The sequence below is a fragment of the Amycolatopsis sp. NPDC058278 genome (assembly GCF_042881395.1).
Taxonomy (GTDB): Bacteria; Actinomycetota; Actinomycetes; order Mycobacteriales; family Pseudonocardiaceae; genus Amycolatopsis.
The window spans coordinates 40,151-58,184 of record NZ_JBHVXZ010000016.1 but is presented as its reverse complement, the minus strand read 5'-3'; the positions used below and the strand labels follow the sequence as shown (position 1 = coordinate 58,184).

Annotated in this window: 11 protein-coding genes; 5 read left to right on the top strand and 6 right to left on the bottom strand. The window is 72.5% G+C overall.

What is annotated here, in order from left to right:
* Nucleotides 1-9 precede the first annotated feature (9 nt).
* Nucleotides 10-1,797 (top strand): aKG-HExxH-type peptide beta-hydroxylase, encoded by a 1,788-nt coding sequence (locus ACFVYA_RS10965; protein WP_387044497.1) that lies wholly within the window; start codon nucleotides 10-12, stop codon nucleotides 1,795-1,797.
* On the opposite strand, the gene fxsT is transcribed toward ACFVYA_RS10965, so the two are convergent.
* Genes fxsT through ACFVYA_RS10950 form a run of 3 tightly spaced genes read right to left on the bottom strand, consistent with a single transcriptional unit; the run spans nucleotide 1,794 to nucleotide 8,483 of the window.
* Nucleotides 1,794-5,984 (bottom strand): FxSxx-COOH system tetratricopeptide repeat protein, encoded by a 4,191-nt coding sequence (fxsT, locus tag ACFVYA_RS10960; RefSeq protein WP_387044495.1) that lies wholly within the window; start codon nucleotides 5,982-5,984, stop codon nucleotides 1,794-1,796. The two genes, ACFVYA_RS10965 and fxsT, sit on opposite strands and share 4 nt — an antisense overlap.
* A 4-nt stretch (nucleotides 5,985-5,988) precedes the next feature.
* Nucleotides 5,989-7,005 carry an AAA family ATPase gene (locus ACFVYA_RS10955; RefSeq protein ID WP_387044493.1) on the bottom strand — a complete coding sequence of 339 codons (1,017 nt, stop codon included), beginning with the start codon at nucleotides 7,003-7,005 and terminating at the stop codon, nucleotides 5,989-5,991.
* Nucleotides 7,002-8,483: a hypothetical protein gene (locus ACFVYA_RS10950; RefSeq protein ID WP_387044491.1), complete on the bottom strand. Its 1,482-nt coding sequence runs from the start codon at nucleotides 8,481-8,483 to the stop codon at nucleotides 7,002-7,004. The genes ACFVYA_RS10955 and ACFVYA_RS10950 overlap by 4 nt, the downstream gene beginning before the upstream one ends.
* A 155-nt stretch (nucleotides 8,484-8,638) precedes the next feature.
* On the opposite strand from ACFVYA_RS10950, the gene miaB reads away from it, so the two are divergent.
* Nucleotides 8,639-10,132, top strand: coding sequence for a tRNA (N6-isopentenyl adenosine(37)-C2)-methylthiotransferase MiaB (miaB, locus tag ACFVYA_RS10945; RefSeq protein WP_387044489.1), 1,494 nt, complete (start codon nucleotides 8,639-8,641; stop codon nucleotides 10,130-10,132).
* A complete protein-coding gene (locus ACFVYA_RS10940; RefSeq protein ID WP_387044487.1) occupies nucleotides 10,129-10,602 on the top strand; it encodes a hypothetical protein in 474 nt (157 codons plus the stop codon). Before miaB ends, ACFVYA_RS10940 begins: the two co-directional genes overlap by 4 nt.
* A gap of 19 nt (nucleotides 10,603-10,621) precedes the next feature.
* Here ACFVYA_RS10940 and ACFVYA_RS10935 read toward each other — a convergent pair whose 3' ends face one another.
* Together ACFVYA_RS10935 and ACFVYA_RS10930 are read right to left on the bottom strand one after the other, a co-directional pair.
* The gene (locus ACFVYA_RS10935) at nucleotides 10,622-11,068 is read right to left on the bottom strand and encodes a hypothetical protein (protein ID WP_285989658.1); all 447 of its coding nucleotides are present in this window, start codon (nucleotides 11,066-11,068) and stop codon (nucleotides 10,622-10,624) included.
* Between the two features lie 998 nt (nucleotides 11,069-12,066).
* Entirely contained in the window at nucleotides 12,067-13,380 is a 1,314-nt protein-coding gene (locus ACFVYA_RS10930) for a DUF349 domain-containing protein (protein ID WP_285989659.1), read from the bottom strand.
* 218 nt (nucleotides 13,381-13,598) lie between these two features.
* Between ACFVYA_RS10930 and miaA the strand changes: the two genes are divergently transcribed.
* Nucleotides 13,599-14,510 carry a tRNA (adenosine(37)-N6)-dimethylallyltransferase MiaA gene (gene miaA, locus ACFVYA_RS10925; RefSeq protein ID WP_387044484.1) on the top strand — a complete coding sequence of 304 codons (912 nt, stop codon included), beginning with the start codon at nucleotides 13,599-13,601 and terminating at the stop codon, nucleotides 14,508-14,510.
* Between the two features lie 10 nt (nucleotides 14,511-14,520).
* Complete coding sequence (dapF, locus tag ACFVYA_RS10920; RefSeq protein WP_387044482.1) at nucleotides 14,521-15,348, top strand: diaminopimelate epimerase; 828 nt, start codon at nucleotides 14,521-14,523, stop codon at nucleotides 15,346-15,348.
* A gap of 16 nt (nucleotides 15,349-15,364) precedes the next feature.
* Here the strand turns inward: dapF and valS are convergent, their stop codons facing one another.
* Nucleotides 15,365-17,878, bottom strand: a complete 2,514-nt coding sequence (valS, locus tag ACFVYA_RS10915) for a valine--tRNA ligase (protein WP_387044480.1) — start codon at nucleotides 17,876-17,878, stop codon at nucleotides 15,365-15,367.
* Between the last annotated feature and the right edge of the window lie 156 nt (nucleotides 17,879-18,034).

The window sequence follows — 18,034 nt, the reverse complement described above, 5'->3', positions numbered from 1 at the left end:
CGCGGCCTGATGCTGGACACCCATCGGGTGTCGCTGGCGAGCTTGGACGCGCTGGCGGAAGGCCGGAGCGACCCGGCCGTCGTCGAACAGCTCAAGCTGGCCAACCGAAGCCGGCATCTCATCCTCCTGCGTGCCGTGCTCGACCGGGCGACGGCCGAGAGCGTCGCTTCCGCGCCGCTGCCGCCACCGGCCGAGGCGTGGACGCTGCTCGCCGCGGCGCAGCAGCGGGACGCCGCCGCCGCGGACGTCGTCCTCGACCATCCGCAGACGGGCCTGTGGGCCGCGAACCTGCTGCGCCGGTTGGGGAGTGACGACCCCGGCGACCCGCCGCTGTGGGCCGATCTGGGCGGCCTGCACCTGCTGGCCACCGCGGCGGCGATCCGCGCCGGGCTGCACTTCCGGTCCCGCGTGCCGGTCTGGCGCGGCGCCGTGATGCTGCCGACGCTCGGCCGGGCCGACGTCCAGGGGCGCCGGGAATGGGATTTCGCCCACGTGCACGGCCAACACGGGCACGTGCTCGTCCGCGGACCGGCGGGCAGCGTCCGGCTGCCCGCCGACCGCGCTGCGGACGGCGCCGGCTGGCAAGCGCTTCGCACCTTGCACGCGGGGAACTTCCGGCTGTGGCTCGACGACCTCGACCCGTCCCGCGAGTTCGGCGCTCCCCTCGCACCGCGCCGGCTTCCGGCCGCCGAGACCGCCCGCTGGGCCGAGGCGCTGAGCGCGACGTGGGACTTGCTGGCGCGCCACCACAGCACGACCGCCGCGGAGCTCGCCGCCGGCCTGACCACGCTGGTGCCGCGGGATCCGGCGGACCCGCACACGCCTTCGAGCGCCTCGCACAACGACGCGTTCGGGTCAGTGGTGCTGTCCCGGCCCCCGGACGCGACGACGTTCGCCGCGACGCTGGTCCACGAGTTCCAGCACAGCAAGCTGGGCATCCTGCTCACGCTGGTGGATCTCCTCGATCCGTTGGGGGACAACGAAACGCCCCGCCTCTACGCGCCGTGGCGGGACGATCCGCGGCCGCCGACCGGGCTGCTGCACGGTGTTTTCTCCTTCCTCGGCGTGACGGCGTTCTACCGCGAACACCTCGGCGCGGAGACCGGTCTCGCGGCCCGTGCCGCCCAGTTCGAGTTCGCCTACCGCCGCGAACAGACCGCGCACGCGGTGGCGACCCTGCTCGCCGAGGTCACGCCGTCCGCGCTGGGCCGGCGGTTCCTGATCGCGGCCGGGGACCGGCTCCGCACGTGGGCCGGGGACCCGGTGCCCGCCGACGTCCTCGCCGCCGCGCGCCGCGCCAACCTCGACCACCGGCTCTCCTGGCGGCTGCGGCACCTGACCCCGCCCGCCGCGGTCACCGGTGAGCTCGCCGAGGCCTGGCTGCGCCACCGCCGCAAACCCGTGACCACCCCGCCCGCTCCGTTGCTGACGCCGACCCCCGGCGCGTCGCCCCGGCCGCGGCTGCCGCTGGCCCGCATCTGGCTCACCGAGCCCGAGCTGTTCGATCTCTACCGCTGCGAACCGGAGCTCGCGACGGCCGAGATCCCGGGCACCACCGAGGCCGATCTCGCCTTGGTCGACGGCGACCTCGGCGCCGCGGCCGCGCTTTACCGGCAGGAGGTGTTGATCCGGCCGGAGGCCCTCGGCGCGTGGGCCGGACTCGCGTTGACCGCCGGTGACGCGACGCTGCTCGGCCTTCCGGAGCTGGTGTTCGCCGTGCACCGCGAAATCCGGCTCCGCACCGGGACGGTGACCGACCCGGTGCGGCTGGCCCGATGGCTCGCCAGGGAAAGCTAGATCTGCATCGTGTCGATGTCGCAGTTCGCGCGGTGGTTGAGCTGGGCGTCCTTCGTCGCGGGGTGCCGCGGACCGAGCACCCGGCTCAGCCGCTGGACGACGTTGAGCTGCAACGAGTCGGCTTCGTCGCCCCGGTTCAGCTCGCGCAGGTCCAGCGCCTGGTTGACGACGAGGGCCAGCGAGGACGGGTGATCCTCGCCCAGCACGCGAACGGACCGTTCGAGCGTCTCCTGGTCGAGGGCGTACGCCTTCTCGTGCTCACCGGAGGCCGCCAGGTCGCTGGCGTAGTTCGTCGCGCAGACCAGCGTGAACGGGTGGTCCTCGCCCAGTGTCTCCCGCATGCCCGCGAGAGCCTGTTCGTTGAGCGCCCGGGCCTCCGCCACCGCGTTGAGCTGGCGCAGCGTCACCGCGAGGTTGGTGGCGGCGACCATGCTGAACGGGTGCCGGGCACCCCAGGTCGCCTCGTAGAGGTCCTTGACGTGTTCACCGAGCCGGCGCGCCTCCTTGAGGTTGCCGTCCTGGCGATGATCGATCGACAGCTCCAGCGCCGCCGACATCGCGTCCGGATGCGCCTCGCCGTAGCGCGAGACGAACCCGTCGGTGGCCTCCAAGGCCAAGGTCAGCGCCTGCTTGTCGTCGTGCTGACCCGCTTTGCGCCAGGCGACCGCCAGGTTCTTGATCGCCGCGAGGGTCATCGGGTGGCGGTCCCCGAGCTGTTCCCGCATCCGGCGCACCGTGTCGTCCTGCTCGCGCCGGGCGCCCAGGTAGTCACCGGTCTCCCGCAGGTCCACCGACCAGTTGTCCAGGGTCAGCAGGGTGTGCCGATGATCCTCACCCAGCACGATCCGCTTGCGTTTCCAGGTCCGTTCGTCCAGGTCGCGGGCCGCGGTGAAGTCGCCGACCAGCCGCAGGCTCAGCGCGTAGTTGTTGGCCGCGGCCAGGGTGTCCGGGTCGTCCTCGCCGAACCTCGCCACCGCACTGCGGTAGGCGAACTCGTTCATCTCCTTGGCCTGGGCGAACTCGCCGGCCGCGCGCAGCCCCGAGGCGACCCCGTGCATGGTGAGCAGGGTTTCCTCGTGGGTTTCGCCCAGGGTCGCGCGCATCCGGTCGAGCGTCCGCTGCGCGACTTCCCGCCCCTCCTCGAAGCGCCCGAGCGCCCGCAGCGTCCGGCCCCACCAGCGCGAGACGACCAGGGTGTCCTGGTGGTCTTCGCCCAGCTTCTCACCCCAGAACCGGGCGAAGTCGCGGGCCATCTCCAGCGCGCCGGCCGGGTCGCCGAACGCGAACAGGTAGATCACCGCGTTGATCGCCATCCGCCGCACCCATTCGTCGGTGCAGTTGACCGCGTCGACGGCCCGGATGTGCGGCAGCAGCTCGGCGTAGCGCGGCCAGTACTCGACCGAGTCGGGTTTCTTCGGGTCGCGGTTGGCCAGCAGCAGGTGCGCGGTGTGCCGGACCCGGACCTGGTCGTCCGGGCTGAGCTTGTTCCGCAGCACCACCTGAACCAGCCGGTGCAGCTGCAGCGTGTCGCTGCGGTGGTCGATCTTGGCCAGGCTGTACCGCGTGATTTCCCGGATCGCGCGACCCAGCCGGATCGGGTCGGCCAGGGTGCGTTCGAGCGCCTCGGACACCGGGATGTTGCGCACCCCGCTGAACAGCGCCCGCGAAATCGGCTCCGGGGAAAAGAAAGCGCAGACTTCCAGCAGTTCCAGCGCGCCCGGGTTCTCCACCCGCAGCCGGTCCAGCGACACGTTCCACGCGGCTTCGACCGCGACCTCGTAATCGGCCGGCGGGCGGGATTCCAGCAATTCGGTCCGCTTCTCGTCGAACAGCCGCAGGTACTCGTCGGTCGCCATGCCGGTCTCGGCCCGCCACGCCGCCGCCTGCTCGACCGCGAGCGGGAGATCGCCCAGCACGTCGGCCAGCCGGTCGGCCTCGGTGTCGACGAGGTCGACGTTGCGCCGCTGCAACAGTTCGCGGCTTTCCTCACGCCGGAAGACCTCGACCTCGACCGCCTGCGCGACTTCGGACCACTGCGGGTTCCTCGAGGTCACCAGGATGTGCCCTTCACCGCCCCGCGGCCAGAAGTCCCGCACCTGCTCCGGCCGGTCGGCGTTGTCGAACACCAGCAGCCAGCGCCGGAACTGGTGGCCGGTGCGCAGCGCCTCCAGCACCGCGGGCACGGCCGTGTCGACGGACTGCTCGACCGGCAGCTCGAGCCGCTTGGCCAGTTTCACCAGCGACGCCTGGATCTCCGAGGGGTTCTCCGACGGGATCCACCAGATCAGGTCGTAGTCCTCGGCGTGCCGGTAGACGAATTCGACCGCGATCTGTGACTTGCCGATCCCGCCCATCCCGTGCAGAGCGCCGGGGAGCACCGCGGTCGTCGTCGACCGGGAAAGCTCTTCGTGCAGGGACTTCAGCAATTCCCGGCGGCCGATGAAGTTGACGTTGCGCAGCGGGACTCCGCCCCACACGGCGGGCTGTCCCGTGGAGCGCCGGACTTCAGTGCCCAGCTCCGGACTAGTCGTGGTCACTGAAGGTATCCCCCGGGATGGTGGCAGCGTTGACGCGGCGGACTTTATCGGTTCACCCGCGGCCTGGGTCACCCCGGGGGCGGCGGTTGCGGCGGCTCCGGTGCCGCCGCCGGTCTTCCCATCCTCGTCCATGGCCATGGCCAACCGATCTGCCAATCGCGTGTAAGGACCTGACAATGCGCTCAAAGCATCCCGCAATGCGCTGAAGAACCGCACGCTGCCGGGAGGGACTTCGCCCGGAAAGTTGACTCGTTCGGGTGATTTCAGTAGCCGGCGGAGTTCCGCCAGCGCCGGCACTTCCGGGCCGAGGACGTCCTCGGTGAGCCGCAACGCCTCCGCCGTCTCGTCGCGGGTGGACATCGCCAGCAGCACCCGGCGCAGGCCGGGCCGGAAGTCCCACTCCACGACCGGGCGGGACGGCTTGCCGCGCGGCGCCGGCACACTGCGCAGCAACCGGCCCAGCTGCACCTCGGCCAGGTGCCAGCGGGGCGCGGCCGGCATGAAAGTCCCTCGCACCGCCTCGATCATGTGCAGTGTCAACGGAACCGCCGCGAGCAGGACGGCCAGGCGCATCGCGTTCGGAGTCGCGGTCGCCTGGAACCGCCGGACCCGCTCCTCGGCGGGGACGACGTCCTCCGCCGCAGGCTCCCCGGTGTCCTCTTCGGACGGTGGCAGCAGCACCGGCAGCCGGATGCCGGCCGCACCGCCGATCAGCGCGGCCCACCGGCCGAGGTAACGGTGCTCGAGGGCCAGCACCGGGACGGGGCCGGCGATTCCGGGAGCCACCCGCGGCAGGGTGCGAGGCTCGACCCGGATCCCGGTCCAGTCCCAGCGCTCGGTGGGCAGCAGGTGGGCCACCGCCACCCGGCACGTCCGCGCCCAGGCCGTGAGCAGTTCGAACATCGCGCCGCTCCGCCACGCGCGGCCGACGCCGTCGGTGAGCACGAGCACCACGCGCCGTCCGGTCGGGTCGGTCAGCACGCCGGGCGGGTGAACCGCGCCCGGCGCGGTTTCCAGCCGCAGCCCGTTCTCCCGGTCGGTGTCCACCCGGACCACGCGGACGTCGCGGAACACGCCCTGCCGTTCCAGCATCAGCCGGACGGCCGTCGCGGTCCGGCCCCAGATCCGCATCGAGGCGCTGCCGTCCACGACGAGGACGATCTCGAACGGGTGCTCGCGACGCGGCCGCTGCACCGGGACCCACAGTCCCGATTCGGCCGCCGCGACCGCGGTGCTTTCCTCGTCGAGCTCTTTGTCGCGCATCGAGCGCACGTACTTGTCGAACGGGCGCAACGCCTTTTCGAGGCCCGGTGGCAGCTCGGGACAGCTGGGCCGCTCGCGCACGCCGGGTACCGCGACGAACCGGAGTGCCGGCCGGACCGGGCGCCCGCGCGGCACCGGCGGCGGTTTCGGTACCACCGGCGGTGGCGGTTCTTCGCCGGTGTCCGTGGCCGGAGCGGGCGGCGGCGGGTCCGGCGGCCCGGGTGGGGGTGGCTTCGGTGCCGGTGGCGTGCGCGGTGGCTCGGGGACCGGTGGCGCGGGCGGGCGTGCTCGCGCGGCGGCGGCAGCCAGGCCGGCCAGCCACAACGCGTCGGCGATTTCGCCGGCGTTGAGGTCCTCGGTGCGCAAGCGTGCGACCACGTCGGTCATCCGTTCAGTCCGATCCCCCCGTGCTCAATCGCTCCCAGAGGGCGTCGCGCAACAGTTCCCAGGAAGGATCCCGTTCGTAGGCCCCGGACGTGGCCAGGTGCAGCGCGTTCAGCAGCTGGTCGTTCGCCAGCCCGCCGGACCGTTCGCTGGTGCCGAGGAATTCGCGGATCAGGTCCTGTGCGCGCAGCGGGACGGGCCGGTCGCGGAAGTGGGCGGCGACCATGCCGACGAGCTGGTCCAGGTTCGGCGGCGGCATCCGCAGGCGGAGGCAGCGCCTGAGGAAGGCGGGCGGGAACTCGCGCTCGCCGTTGCTGGTCACGATCACCACCGGGAACGCCCGGCACCGGACGTGCCCCTCGCGCACCACGGCCCGGCCGCCCCGGTCGTGCGTGAAGACGGTGACCTCCGGCTGGGTGGCCGCGATCCGGGTCAGCGGCTGGATTTCGTAATCGCCGTCCTCGAAGACGGAGAGCAGGTCGTTCGGCAGATCGATGTCCGATTTATCCAGTTCGTCGATCAGGAGCACACGCGGCCGGTCGTAGGGCAGCAGCGCGGTGCCCAGCGGCCCGAGCCGCAGGAAACCGCCGATGTCGGGCCCCGCCTGGGTGGCCGCGGCCTGCACCCGCCCGATCGCGTCGTACTCCCAGAGCCCGTCCTGCGAGACCGTGCGGCTGCTGATCGGCCAGCGCAACACCGGCCCGAGTCCCAGCTCCCGCGCGATCTTGTAGGCCAGCGTGGACTTCCCGGTGCCGGGCTTGCCGGTGACCAGCAACGGCCGGCGCAGGTGCAGGGCCGCGTTCACCCGCATGATCTCGTCCGGCGCGGCCTCGGCCGCCGACGCCGCCGACGGTGCTCCGAGCCGGCGGACGAACTCGGCGTCGTCCGCGGCGGGTGGCGCCAGTGCCGGCCCGCCGTCGAACGTGCGCCACGCGGGCGGCTCGGGCCACGCGGGCGGTTCGCCCGCGGGCGGCAAGCCGTGACCGTGGTACACCCACCACGCCGGGTTCTCGGCACCGCTCATCGGGCGGCCACCTCCTCGTTGGGGTCCGCGGGCGGATCCTGCGGCTCGACGGGCCGGTCCGGGTCGTCCCACAGCAGCGAGACCCGGCTGCCCACGTGCGAGTCCGGGCGCGACCCCTGTTTCGCCCGGCTGCGCAGCACCCGCAGGCCCTCGGCCAGCTCCGCCAGCCCGTCCCGCATCGCCTTGACCTCGGCCTCGAACGCCGGGCGCGCGGACTCGGTGCGTTGCCAGATCATCACCGGGACGCCGGTGCGGACCCCGACCATCACCTCGCCGGGCTCGGGGCCTTCGGGCACCGACCGCAGCACCAGTGACACGACTTCCTTGCGCACGGCCAGCGTCGCGTCGAGCGCGGTCAGCTGCTTCGGTTTGCCGCCCTCGCTCCAGAGCCAGTGGTCCTCCGGCTTCGTGACCCCGTGCAGGACCTGCTTGAGCAGTTCCCAGCGCCGTCGCCACTCCCGGTGCCAGCGTGGCGCCCGCGCGCGGTCGAGGCTGCGGACGACGACCTGGTAGTGCAGCCCGACCGGCCGGGGGAGCGCGCTGCCCGCCTCGAGGTCCCACTGGTCCACCGGCAGGTTGAGCAGGGCGTACGGCAGCAGGAACTCGATCCGGATGGTCGAGGCGCCGGTGGCCCAGCCGGCCTCGGCCTCGGCGACGAGGTCGGCGACGTGCCCGCGGACGGCGTCGAGGTCGCCGGTGAACTCCTCGCCCCGGCGGGGCCGCCAGCCGTCCGGGTCGCACTGCCGCCAGTGCACGGCGGTGTAGCTCCCGGGCTCGAGCAGGTCGGGCTCGAGCCGGATCACCAGGCAGGCCTCGACGTCGCGGGGTGGGGCCGGTTCGGTGGTCGGGCCCCGGCGCAGCGCCGCCAGCGGGGCGGTCAGCCCGGTCCGTGCGGCCTGCCGGTCGTTCCACCGGCGCAACTGCTCGCTGCGGTGATCGCCGAAGTAGTCGGCCAGGTATTCGACGAACACAAGCAGCGGCGGCAGCCCGTCCGGGCGCGCGTTCATCCGCTCGAGGGTGGCGATCGCGTCGGACGGCCGGTGCTGCGGCGGCACCGGCTCGACCGCGGGACCGGCGGCGGCGCGGACGAACTCGGCCAGCCGGTCACCGGTGCTGCCGCCCAGCAGGGTCAGCAGCTCGCGGCGGTCGGGCTCGGCGACGACGTCGATGGTGATCATGTCGTCGACGGCCGCTCGCGCGCGCTGCACCGGCAGGGAGTTCGGTTCCATCTGCTCGAGCACCTCGACCAGGGCCGACAGCCCGCGCGGGTGTTGCCGGCGGCACGCCTGCACGATGCCGATCAGGTGCGTCCTCGGCGTCGCGAGGTCCTCGACGACCAGCGTGACGCCCAGCTGGTCGGTCAGCAGTTCCAGGCAGAGCCGCCGGGCCCCGGGGTCACGCAGGGACGGCACCTGCTCGAGGCAGTCGACCAGGAAACCGAGGGACGAATAGTATTCCGAGCCGACCCACGACGTCACCGCGCCTCCCCTCGCCTCGGCGGACCTCAATGGGGGATATCCCAGTCCGGGCCGGGCGGACAACCGTTGAAGTGCTATCTCAACCGGACGGCCTATCGACGGGCCGGAACAGGCGGCGGCTTTGCCTGGCCGAGCGAGGGTTACCCTGAACCACGATGACCGAGAACCAGGCACCCAGGGCGTACCAGATCCGCACCTTCGGCTGCCAGATGAACGTGCACGACTCCGAGCGGCTCGCCGGGCAGCTCGAGGACGCCGGCTACGTTCCGGCCACCGCCGGGGCCAAGCCGGACCTGATCGTGTTCAACACCTGCGCCGTCCGGGAGAACGCGGACAACAAGCTGTACGGCACCCTCGGGCACCTGCGCCCCGACAAGGTCGCGAACCCCGGCCTGCAGATCGCCGTCGGCGGGTGTCTCGCGCAGAAGGACCGCGGGGAGATCGTCAAGCGGGCGCCCTGGGTCGACGTCGTGTTCGGCACCCACAACATCGGAGCGCTGCCCACGCTGCTCGAGCGGGCCCGGCACAACGCCGAGGCCCAGGTCGAGATCCTCGAATCCCTCGAGACGTTCCCCTCGACGCTGCCCGCGCGCCGCGAATCTTCCTACGCGAGCTGGGTGTCCGTTTCGGTCGGCTGCAACAACACCTGCACCTTCTGCATCGTGCCCGCCCTGCGCGGCAAGGAACGCGACCGGCGGCCCGGCGAGATCCTCGCCGAGGTCGAGGCGCTCGTCGCCGAGGGCGTGCTCGAGGTGACCCTGCTCGGCCAGAACGTCAACTCCTACGGCGTCGAATTCGGCGACCGGCTGGCGTTCGGCAAGCTGCTGCGCGCGTGCGGCACCGTCGACGGCCTCGAGCGCGTCCGGTTCACCTCGCCGCACCCGGCCGCCTTCACCTCCGACGTCATCGACGCCATGGCCGCGACCCCGAACGTCTGCCACCAGCTGCACATGCCGCTGCAGTCCGGGTCCGACCGGGTGCTGCGCGAGATGAAGCGGTCCTACCGCTCGGCGCGCTTCCTGAACATCCTCGACGAGGTCCGCGCGGCCATGCCGGACGCGGCGATCACCACCGACATCATCGTCGGCTTCCCGGGCGAGACCGAGGAGGACTTCCAGGCGACCCTGGACGTCGTGGCGCAGGCCCGCTTCTCCAGCGCGTTCACCTTCCAGTACTCGAAGCGCCCGGGCACGCCGGCCGCGACGATGGACGGCCAGCTGCCGAAGGAGGTCGTGCAGGAGCGCTACGACCGCCTGGTCGAGCTGCAGAACGCGATTTCCTGGGACGAGAACAAGAAGATCGTCGGCCGCCGCGTCGAGCTGCTCGTCGCCGCGGGCGAGGGCCGCAAGGACGCCGAGACGCACCGGATGAGCGGCCGCGCCCGCGACGGGCGCCTGGTGCACTTCACGCCGGCCGGCGCCCACGTCGACCGCGCGGTCCGCCCCGGCGACGTCGTCGAGACGGTCGTCACCTACGCCGCCCCGCACCACCTGGTGGCCGACGGCGACCTGCTGTCCCACCGCCGGACGCGCGCCGGCGACAACGCCGAGGCCGGGCTGCGGCCGAAGACGAGCGGCGTCACGCTGGGCCTGCCGGGCTTCGGTGCCCCGGCCGCCCAGCCCGAACCGGTGAGTGGGTGTGCGCTGTGACCGAGTCCCGTGGCAACGGCGAGCTGGCCGAGCTGGCGGCCGAGATCGACGAAGCGGGCGAGCGCGCGTCCCGCACGGTGGAGCTGGGCCGCCGCGGGTTCACCATCGCGGTGTTCACGTTCATGCTGCTGATCTGCCTGATCCTGCCGTGGGTGGGCGACCACGCGGGCTGGCAGGTCCTGGCCGGCGAGGGCGGCGGCATCCCCCAGCTGTTCGCGGCGACGTCGACGGGTGTGGGCATCCTGGCCTCGGCACTGGCCCTGGTGACGCGGCGCTGGTGGCTGGCCTGGGTCTGCGCGGCGGGCGGCTGGTTCGCCTCGGTGGACGGGCTGCTGGCGATCTGGTCCCAGCAGTCGTCCCACGCCCCTGGCTCCGCGGGCGGCGGCCCGGGTCTCGGCATGGTGATCGCCTGGATCGCGATGATCTGCCTCGCGGTCCAGTGGATGCGCACGGCGTTCTCGCGATCTTGAGAACCGGCGGGGACCGGGATCAGCCGACGCGCAGGGTGAGGGTGCTCGCCGAGTAAGCGGCGGCGTAGAGGGCTGTCTCGGGGTGGTAGAGCCGCAGCGAGACGGTGGCGCTCAGGCTGAAGCTGAGGCTGAAGGAGAAGCCACCATTGGGTCGGCAGGTGGTGTCGGCGAGGTTCACCCAAGCGCCGGCCTGCAGCTGCTGCACGATGACGGTTTCGACGGTCTGTTCGGAGCGGGCCGCGTCGAGCACCTGCAGGTTGCCCTTGAGGTCGACCTTCTCGTTGACCTTGACGTGGTCCTTGCCGAGCTTCCCATCGACCTTCACCTTCCCCTTGCCGGCTTCGACACCGGAGGAGAGCGAAGCGGCCCCGGCAGGGGCGGCGAGCGCGGGGGCAAGCCCGCCGACGGCGACGCTGATCACCAGCGCGGCGAGGATCCGGCGGGTGCTGTGGGATGTCCTGGTCATGATCGAAGTGCAGCACCGGGAGGGCCGGAAAGCGCGCGGGAACCCCCGGTCGGGGCGGTGACCGAACCCCTTCGGGTGGGTCCGCTTGCGCGAGGGTGGCATCCGGAGGTCTCGGCGGCCGGGCTTGGCTGGGCTTGCGTGGCTTGGCCCGGCTTGGCCCGGCTTGGCCCGGCTTGGCCCGGCTTGGCCCGGCTTGGCCCGGCTTGGCCCGGCTTGGCCCGGCTTGGCCCGGCTTGGTTCGGGGCGGCTTGGCGCGGCCGGGCTTGGCGCGGCTTGGCCCGGTGCGGCCCGGCTCGGCTCGGCGCGCTCTGGCCCGGCTCGACCGGACCCGGTGCGGCCCGGCCTGGCTCGGCACGGTCTGGCCTGGTTTGGTCCGGCTTGGCGTGGCCTGACCGGGGGCGGCTCGACCCGGCTTGGCCTGGCCTGGCTTGACTCGGTCAGCACGGCTTGGCTTGGTCTGGCTCGGCCGCCCCGGCCGGGCCTGCTCTGGCTCGGCTGGCCCGGCTTGGATTGGCCCGGCCTGGTCCGGCTTGCCCTGGTCCGGCGCGGCCTAGCTTGGTCCGGTCCGGTCCGGCCTGGCCCGACCCGGCTTGGTCCAGCCCGGCTGGCCCGACCCGGCTTGGTCCAGCCCGGCTGGCCCGACCCGACGGCACGGCCCGCCCTCCCTGGGGGCTGCCCCCGCTTCCAGCGTATCGGTGGCCACCGTCAGAACCGCCCGGAAACGCACCCGAGCGGCCGCCTTCTCCACATCACGACGACCCTGTGAGCAAACCACAAAGGCCCTCCTCACCAGCCACAACAGCTGGCAAGAAGGGCCTCCGCGAAAACCGACCTCAGCTGACCGCGAACCTCAGCGCCTCACGACCGCCGCCTCCGCGGCGGGCGAACCTCGCTGGTCCACGGACCTCAGCGGCCCGCGGACCCAACGGCTGGCTAACTTCGCCGGTCCGAGAACCTCCGCGAACCTCAGCGAAACCAGCCTCAGCCGCCCACCAACCTCACCGGTCCGCGACAGCCGCCTCCGCGGCCTGCAGCCACTCGCGCCACTGGGCTGCCTGCTCGTCCGCCTTCTTGGCGCGCCGCTCGTCGCCGGCCGCCCGGGCCTTCGCCGCCTGGGTCTCGTACTGCTCCACTCGCTCGCGGAACTGGGCCGCTCGGGCCTGGGCCTCCGGGTCCGTCTTCCGCCAGCGGGAGTCCTCCGCCGATTTGACCGCATCCTGGACCGCCTTCAACCGGCCGTCCAGCTCGCGGATGCGCTCGCGGGGGACCTTGCCGATCTCGTCCCACTGTTCCTGGATGCGCCGCAACGCGCTCTTGGCCGCCTCCAGGTTGGCCGCCGCGTCGATCTTCTCGGCCTCGATCAGGAGCTCTTCCTTGCGCGCCGCGTTCTGGGTGAACTCCGCGTCGCGCTCGGTGAACACCGCCGAGCGGCGGGCGAAGAACTTGTCCTGCGCCGCGCGGAAGCGCTGCCACAGCGCCTCGTCGCTGTCCTTCGGCGCCCGGCCGGCCGCCTTCCACTCGGTCATCAGGTCCTTGTAGCGACCCGCCGTCTCGCCCCAGTCCTCGGACTCGCTGATGGCCTCGGCTTCCGCGATCAGCTCTTCCTTGCGCTGCTTGGCCGACGCGCGCTGCTTGTCCAGCTCGGCGAAGTGCGAACCGCGGCGGCGGTTGAACGCCTCGCGGGCCTTCGAGAACCGCTTCCACAGCTCGTCGTCGGTCTTGCGGTCGACGCCCTTGACCGTCTTCCACTCGTCCAGGATCGTGCGCAGCCGGTCGCCCGCCGCCTTCCACTGGGTGGATTCGGCCGCGATCTTCTCGGCCTCCTCGGCCAGTTCCTGCTTGCGGGCGATCGCCGCGGCGCGGGCTTCCTCGCGCTCCGCCTTCGCGCTGGCCAGCGCCTTCTCGGCGTGCCCGATGACGTACTCCAGCCGGGCGGCGAGCGCGGCCAGGTCGCCGACGAGGGCGGCCTCGGGCAGCCCGTCCCGGATCTGGGTGGCGCTCGACAGCGCGTGCTTCGGGTCGCCTGCCCCGGAGATCAGCCGGGTCTCCAGCAGCTCGACCTCGGTGCGCACGTCGTCGAAGCGGCGCGCGTAGTGCACCAGGCCCTCGTCGGGGCTGCCTGCCTGCCAGACGCCGACGGCGCGCTCGCCCTCGGCGGTGACGACGTAGACGGTGCCCTCGTCGTCGATCCGGCCCCAGGTCGACGGGGTGGGTTCGGCGGGCGGCACGGGCGGGGCGGCGTGCCCGGCGTGCAGCGCGTGCGGCACCGGGTGCGGGGCCGGGGTACCGGTGGAAGTGTTCTCCTGGGCCATCGCAGGCTCCTTATCGCCTGTACGCCCGCTCGCGCGGGCGCCCCGCCGTTCGGGCGGGGCCGGGTAATGCGGTCGTCACGGGCCGTGCTCGGATGCTACGGCCCCACGCGGCATTCAAGCAGCTCAGCGCGCACCGTGGTACTGGATGGGCCACTCGAAGCTCGTGATCCTACTTCCGGTGGACGCTCCGTGTCGGCCCGCAGGTATCGTCAGCCGCCGTGAACAGCCCCGCCGTACCGGTCGCGGTGGTCGGGCCGACGGCCACCGGCAAGACCGCGCTGGCCGTGGACCTGGCCCGCGCCCTCGGCGGCGAGGTCGTCAACGCCGACGCGATGCAGCTCTACCGGGGCATGGACATCGGCACCGCCAAGGCCACCGAGGCCGAGCGCCGCGGCGTCCCCCACCACCTGCTCGACGTCCTGGACGTGACCGAGACGGCGTCCGTCGCGGCCTACCAGCGGCACGCGCGGGCCGAGATCGAACGGCTGCTGGCCGGCGGCCGGGTCCCGGTGCTGGCCGGCGGGTCCGGCCTCTACGTCCAGGCCGTGCTCGACGACCTGCGTTTCCCGGGCACCGACCCGGCCGTCCGGGCCCGGCTCGACGCGGAAGCCGAGCAGCTCGGCACCCCCGCGTTGTACACCCGGCTGGGTGAGCGCGATCCGGTGGCCGCCGCCAAGATCCTGCCGACCAACACGCGCCGGATCGTGCGCGCCCTCGAGGTCATCGAGATCACCGGCGAACCGTTCTCGGCGAACCTGCCGAAGCCGGGGCCCGCCCGCTACGGCACGGTCGTCGTCGGTGTCGACCGGGCGCCCGAGGAGCTCGACGAGCGGGTGAACGAGCGTGTCGGGTGGATGTTCGAGGCCGGGCTGGTCGACGAAGTGCGCGAGCTCGAGAAGCGGGGCCTGCGCGAGGGGAAGACGGCGTCGCGGGCGCTCGGCTACCAACAGGTGCTCGCCGAACTGGACGGCGGAGGCGACTTCGAGGCGGCCGCCGCGGCGACGGCGCAGGCGACCCGGCGCTTCGTCCGCAAGCAACGGTCCTGGTTCCGGCGCGACCAGCGGATCCACTGGTTCGACGGCGCCGATCCCGGGCTGGCCGCGCGCGTCCTGGATACCCTGGGCCGGTAATCTTGACCCCATGGGCGGAATCGAGTTCCTCAAGGGGCACGGCACGCAGAACGACTTCGTGCTGCTCCCCGACCCGGCGGGCCGCCTCGAGCTGACCGAAGCTCGGGTCGCCGCGCTGTGCGACCGCCACCGCGGTCTCGGCGCCGACGGTGTGCTGCGCGTCGTCCGCGCCGCCGAGCTCGGCGAGCCGTCCGCGGGCGAGTGGTTCATGGACTACCGCAACGCCGACGGGTCGATCGCGGAGATGTGCGGCAACGGCGTGCGCGTGTTCGCCCGCTACCTGGTCGAGTCGGGCCTGGCCGCCGAGGGCGAGTTCGTCGTCGGCACCCGCGCGGGCGACCGCCCGGTGGTGGTCCACCCGGACCGCTCGGTGACCGTCCACATGGGACCGGCGACGATCACCGGGACGTCGGTCACGGTGGTGGCGGGCCGCCCGTTCTCCGGCGTCGCGGTGAACGTCGGCAACCCGCACCTGGTGTCGCTGCTCGACGACGACGTGGCGGCTCTCGACCTGCGCGACCAGCCCGACTTCGACCACGACGTGTTCCCGGACGGCGTGAACCTCGAGTTCATCAACTGCCTCGGCGACGGCGCGCTGCGGATGCGCGTGCACGAGCGCGGCGTCGGCGAGACGCGGGCGTGCGGCACGGGCACGGTCGCCGCGGTGGCGGCCGCGTTCCACCTGGCGGGCACGGACACCGGCGCGTCCACTGTGGACGTGCCGGGTGGCCGCGTCGAGGTGACGGTGTCCCGCGGCGCGTCGACGCTGACCGGGCCCGCCGAAATCGTGGCGCGCGGCGAACTCGACGAAGCCTGGTGGGCCGCCGCCGGTTCCTGACGGCGACCCACCGGTGTCAGATCTTCGCTTCGACCGCGAAGCCGCCTTCGCGCGTCTCCGATGACGCGATCGCGCCGGCGGTGCGGATGTCCGGCTCGATGGCCGCGAACCGCGCCAGCACCTCGGCCGGTCCGGTCACGGTGAGCGTCCCGACGGCGGACCGCATCGACACCTTCGCGTCGGTCTTCGCGCGGCGGACCGCCGCGATCACCGCGCCGGCCAGCGAAAGCAGCTCCGGGTCACCGTCGGACTCCGCCACCGAAGGCCACCCGGCCCGGTGCACCGACCCCGCCCGCCACCACGACCAGACCTCCTCGGTCGCGAACGGCAGGAACGGCGCGAACAGCCGAAGCAGGGCCGAGAGTGCCGTCACGAGCGCGGCCTGCGCGGACTGGGCCGCGTCGGGACCGCGGTCCCCGTACGCGCGGCCCTTCACCAGCTCGACGTAGTCGTCGCAGAACGTCCAGAAGAACGTCTCGGTCACCTGCAGCGCCCGGGCGTAGTCCAGTGCTTCCAACGCCGCCGTTGCCTGCTCGGTGACGACGGCCAGCGACGCCAGCAGCGCCCGGTCGAGCGGTTCGGTGGCGACCGCGCCGGGCATCGGCACGCCGAGGCCCAGCACGAACCGGCTCGCGTTGAGCAGCTTCGTCGCCAGCCGCCGCCCGACCTTCATCTGGCCTTCGTCCACCGCCGTGTCGACGCCCGGGCGCGCGCTCGCCGCCCAGTAGCGGACCGCGTCCGAGCCGAAGCGCTCCAGCAGGTCCACCGGGGTGATCACGTTGCCGATGGACTTCGACATCTTCTTGCGGTCGGGGTCGAGCACCCAGCCCGCGATCGACGCCGCCCGCCACGGCAGCACGCCGTGCTCCAGCTCCGCGCGCACCGCGGTCGAGAACAACCAGGTGCGGATGATCTCGTGCGCCTGCGGCCGCAGGTCCATCGGGAACACCCGCGCGAACAGGTCGTCGTCGAGGCTCCACCGGCCGACGATCTGGGGCGTCAGCGACGACGTCGCCCAGGTGTCCATCACGTCGGGGTCGGCGGCGAATCCGCCCGGCACCCCGCGCTGCTCCTCGGTGAACCCCGGCGGGACGTCGCTGCTCGGGTCGACCGGCAGGGTGTCCGGCAGCAGGCGCCCGGCGTAGTCGGGTTCGCCATGGGCGTCGAGCCGGTACCACAGCGGGATCGGCACGCCGAAGAACCGCTGGCGGCTGATCAGCCAGTCGCCGGCCAGGTTCTCCACCCACGACGAGTACCGGACGCGCATGTGCTTCGGCACCCAGTTCAGCTCTTCGCCGCGGGCGAGCATCTTCTCCCGGAAGGCGGCGTCGGTCCCGCCGTTGCGCAGGTACCACTGCCGGCTGGCGACGATTTCCAGGGGCTTGTCGCCCTTTTCGTAGAACTTCACCGCGTGCGTGATCGGCCGCGGTTCCCCGTGCAGGGCACCGGTTTCGCGCAGCAGGCGCACCATGATCTCGCGTCCCGTGTGGACGGTCTTGCCGACGAGCGGCGCGTACGCCGCCGCCGGCACCCCGGAAGGCGCATCGGGCAGGAAGCGGCCGTCGCGGCCCAGCACCACCCGCGTCGCCAGCCGCAGCTCGCGCCACCACGTGACGTCGGTCGTGTCGCCGAAGGTGCACACCATCGCGATGCCGCGGCCCTTCTCCGGGTCCGCGAGGTGGTGCGCCACGACCGGCACCTCGACGCCGAACACCGGCGTCCGCACGGTTTTCCCGAAGAGCGGCTTGAACCGTTCGTCATCGGGGTGCGCCACCAGTGCGACGCAGGCGGGCAGCAGCTCCGGCCGGGTCGTCGCGATCACGACGTCCGCGCCGTCCGGCCCGGTGAACGCGAGGTCGTGGAAGGCGCCCCGGCGTTCGCGGTCCTCCAGCTCGGCCTGGGCGACGGCGGTCCGGAACGACACGTCCCACAGGGTCGGCGCTTCGGCCTGGTAGGCCTCGCCGCGCTCGAGGTTGCGCAGGAACGCGCGCTGCGAGATCAGCCGGGACTCGTGCCCGATCGTCTGGTAGGTCATCGTCCAGTCGACCGAGAGCCCCAGCTGCCGCCACAGCTGCTCGAAGACCTTCTCGTCGGTCTCGGTCAGCTCTTCGCACAGCTCGACGAAGTTCCGGCGCGACACCGCGACGACGTCCTTGCCCGGCTTCGCCGGCGGGCGGAAATCCGGGTCGTAGGGCAGCGACGGCTCGCAGCGGACGCCGAAGTGGTTCTGCACCCGGCGTTCGGTCGGCAAGCCGTTGTCGTCCCAGCCCATCGGGTAGAACACCTCGAACCCGCGCATCCGCTTGAACCGCGCCAGCACGTCGGTCTGGGTGAAGGAGAAGACGTGCCCGATGTGCAGCGCCCCGCTGACCGTCGGCGGGGGAGTGTCGATCGAGTAGATCTCGTCCCGGTTCTTCGTGCGGTCGAAGCGGTAGGCGCCGGTGGACTCCCATACGGGTACCCACTTGGCCTCCAGACCGTCGACACCGACCTTGTCCGGGACTCTAGGGCGTTCGTATGGAGTACTCATGAAGCAACTCTAGGCGGCCCCGGAACCGGTTTTCGCTTCGGTCGGCAGGTCGCGCATGTGCCGCAGCGGTGAGCAGACCACCCACAGCGCGGCGGGCCCCGCCCCCCCCGCCGCGCCCCACAATACCCCCCGCACCCCCCCACCAAAGCCCCACAC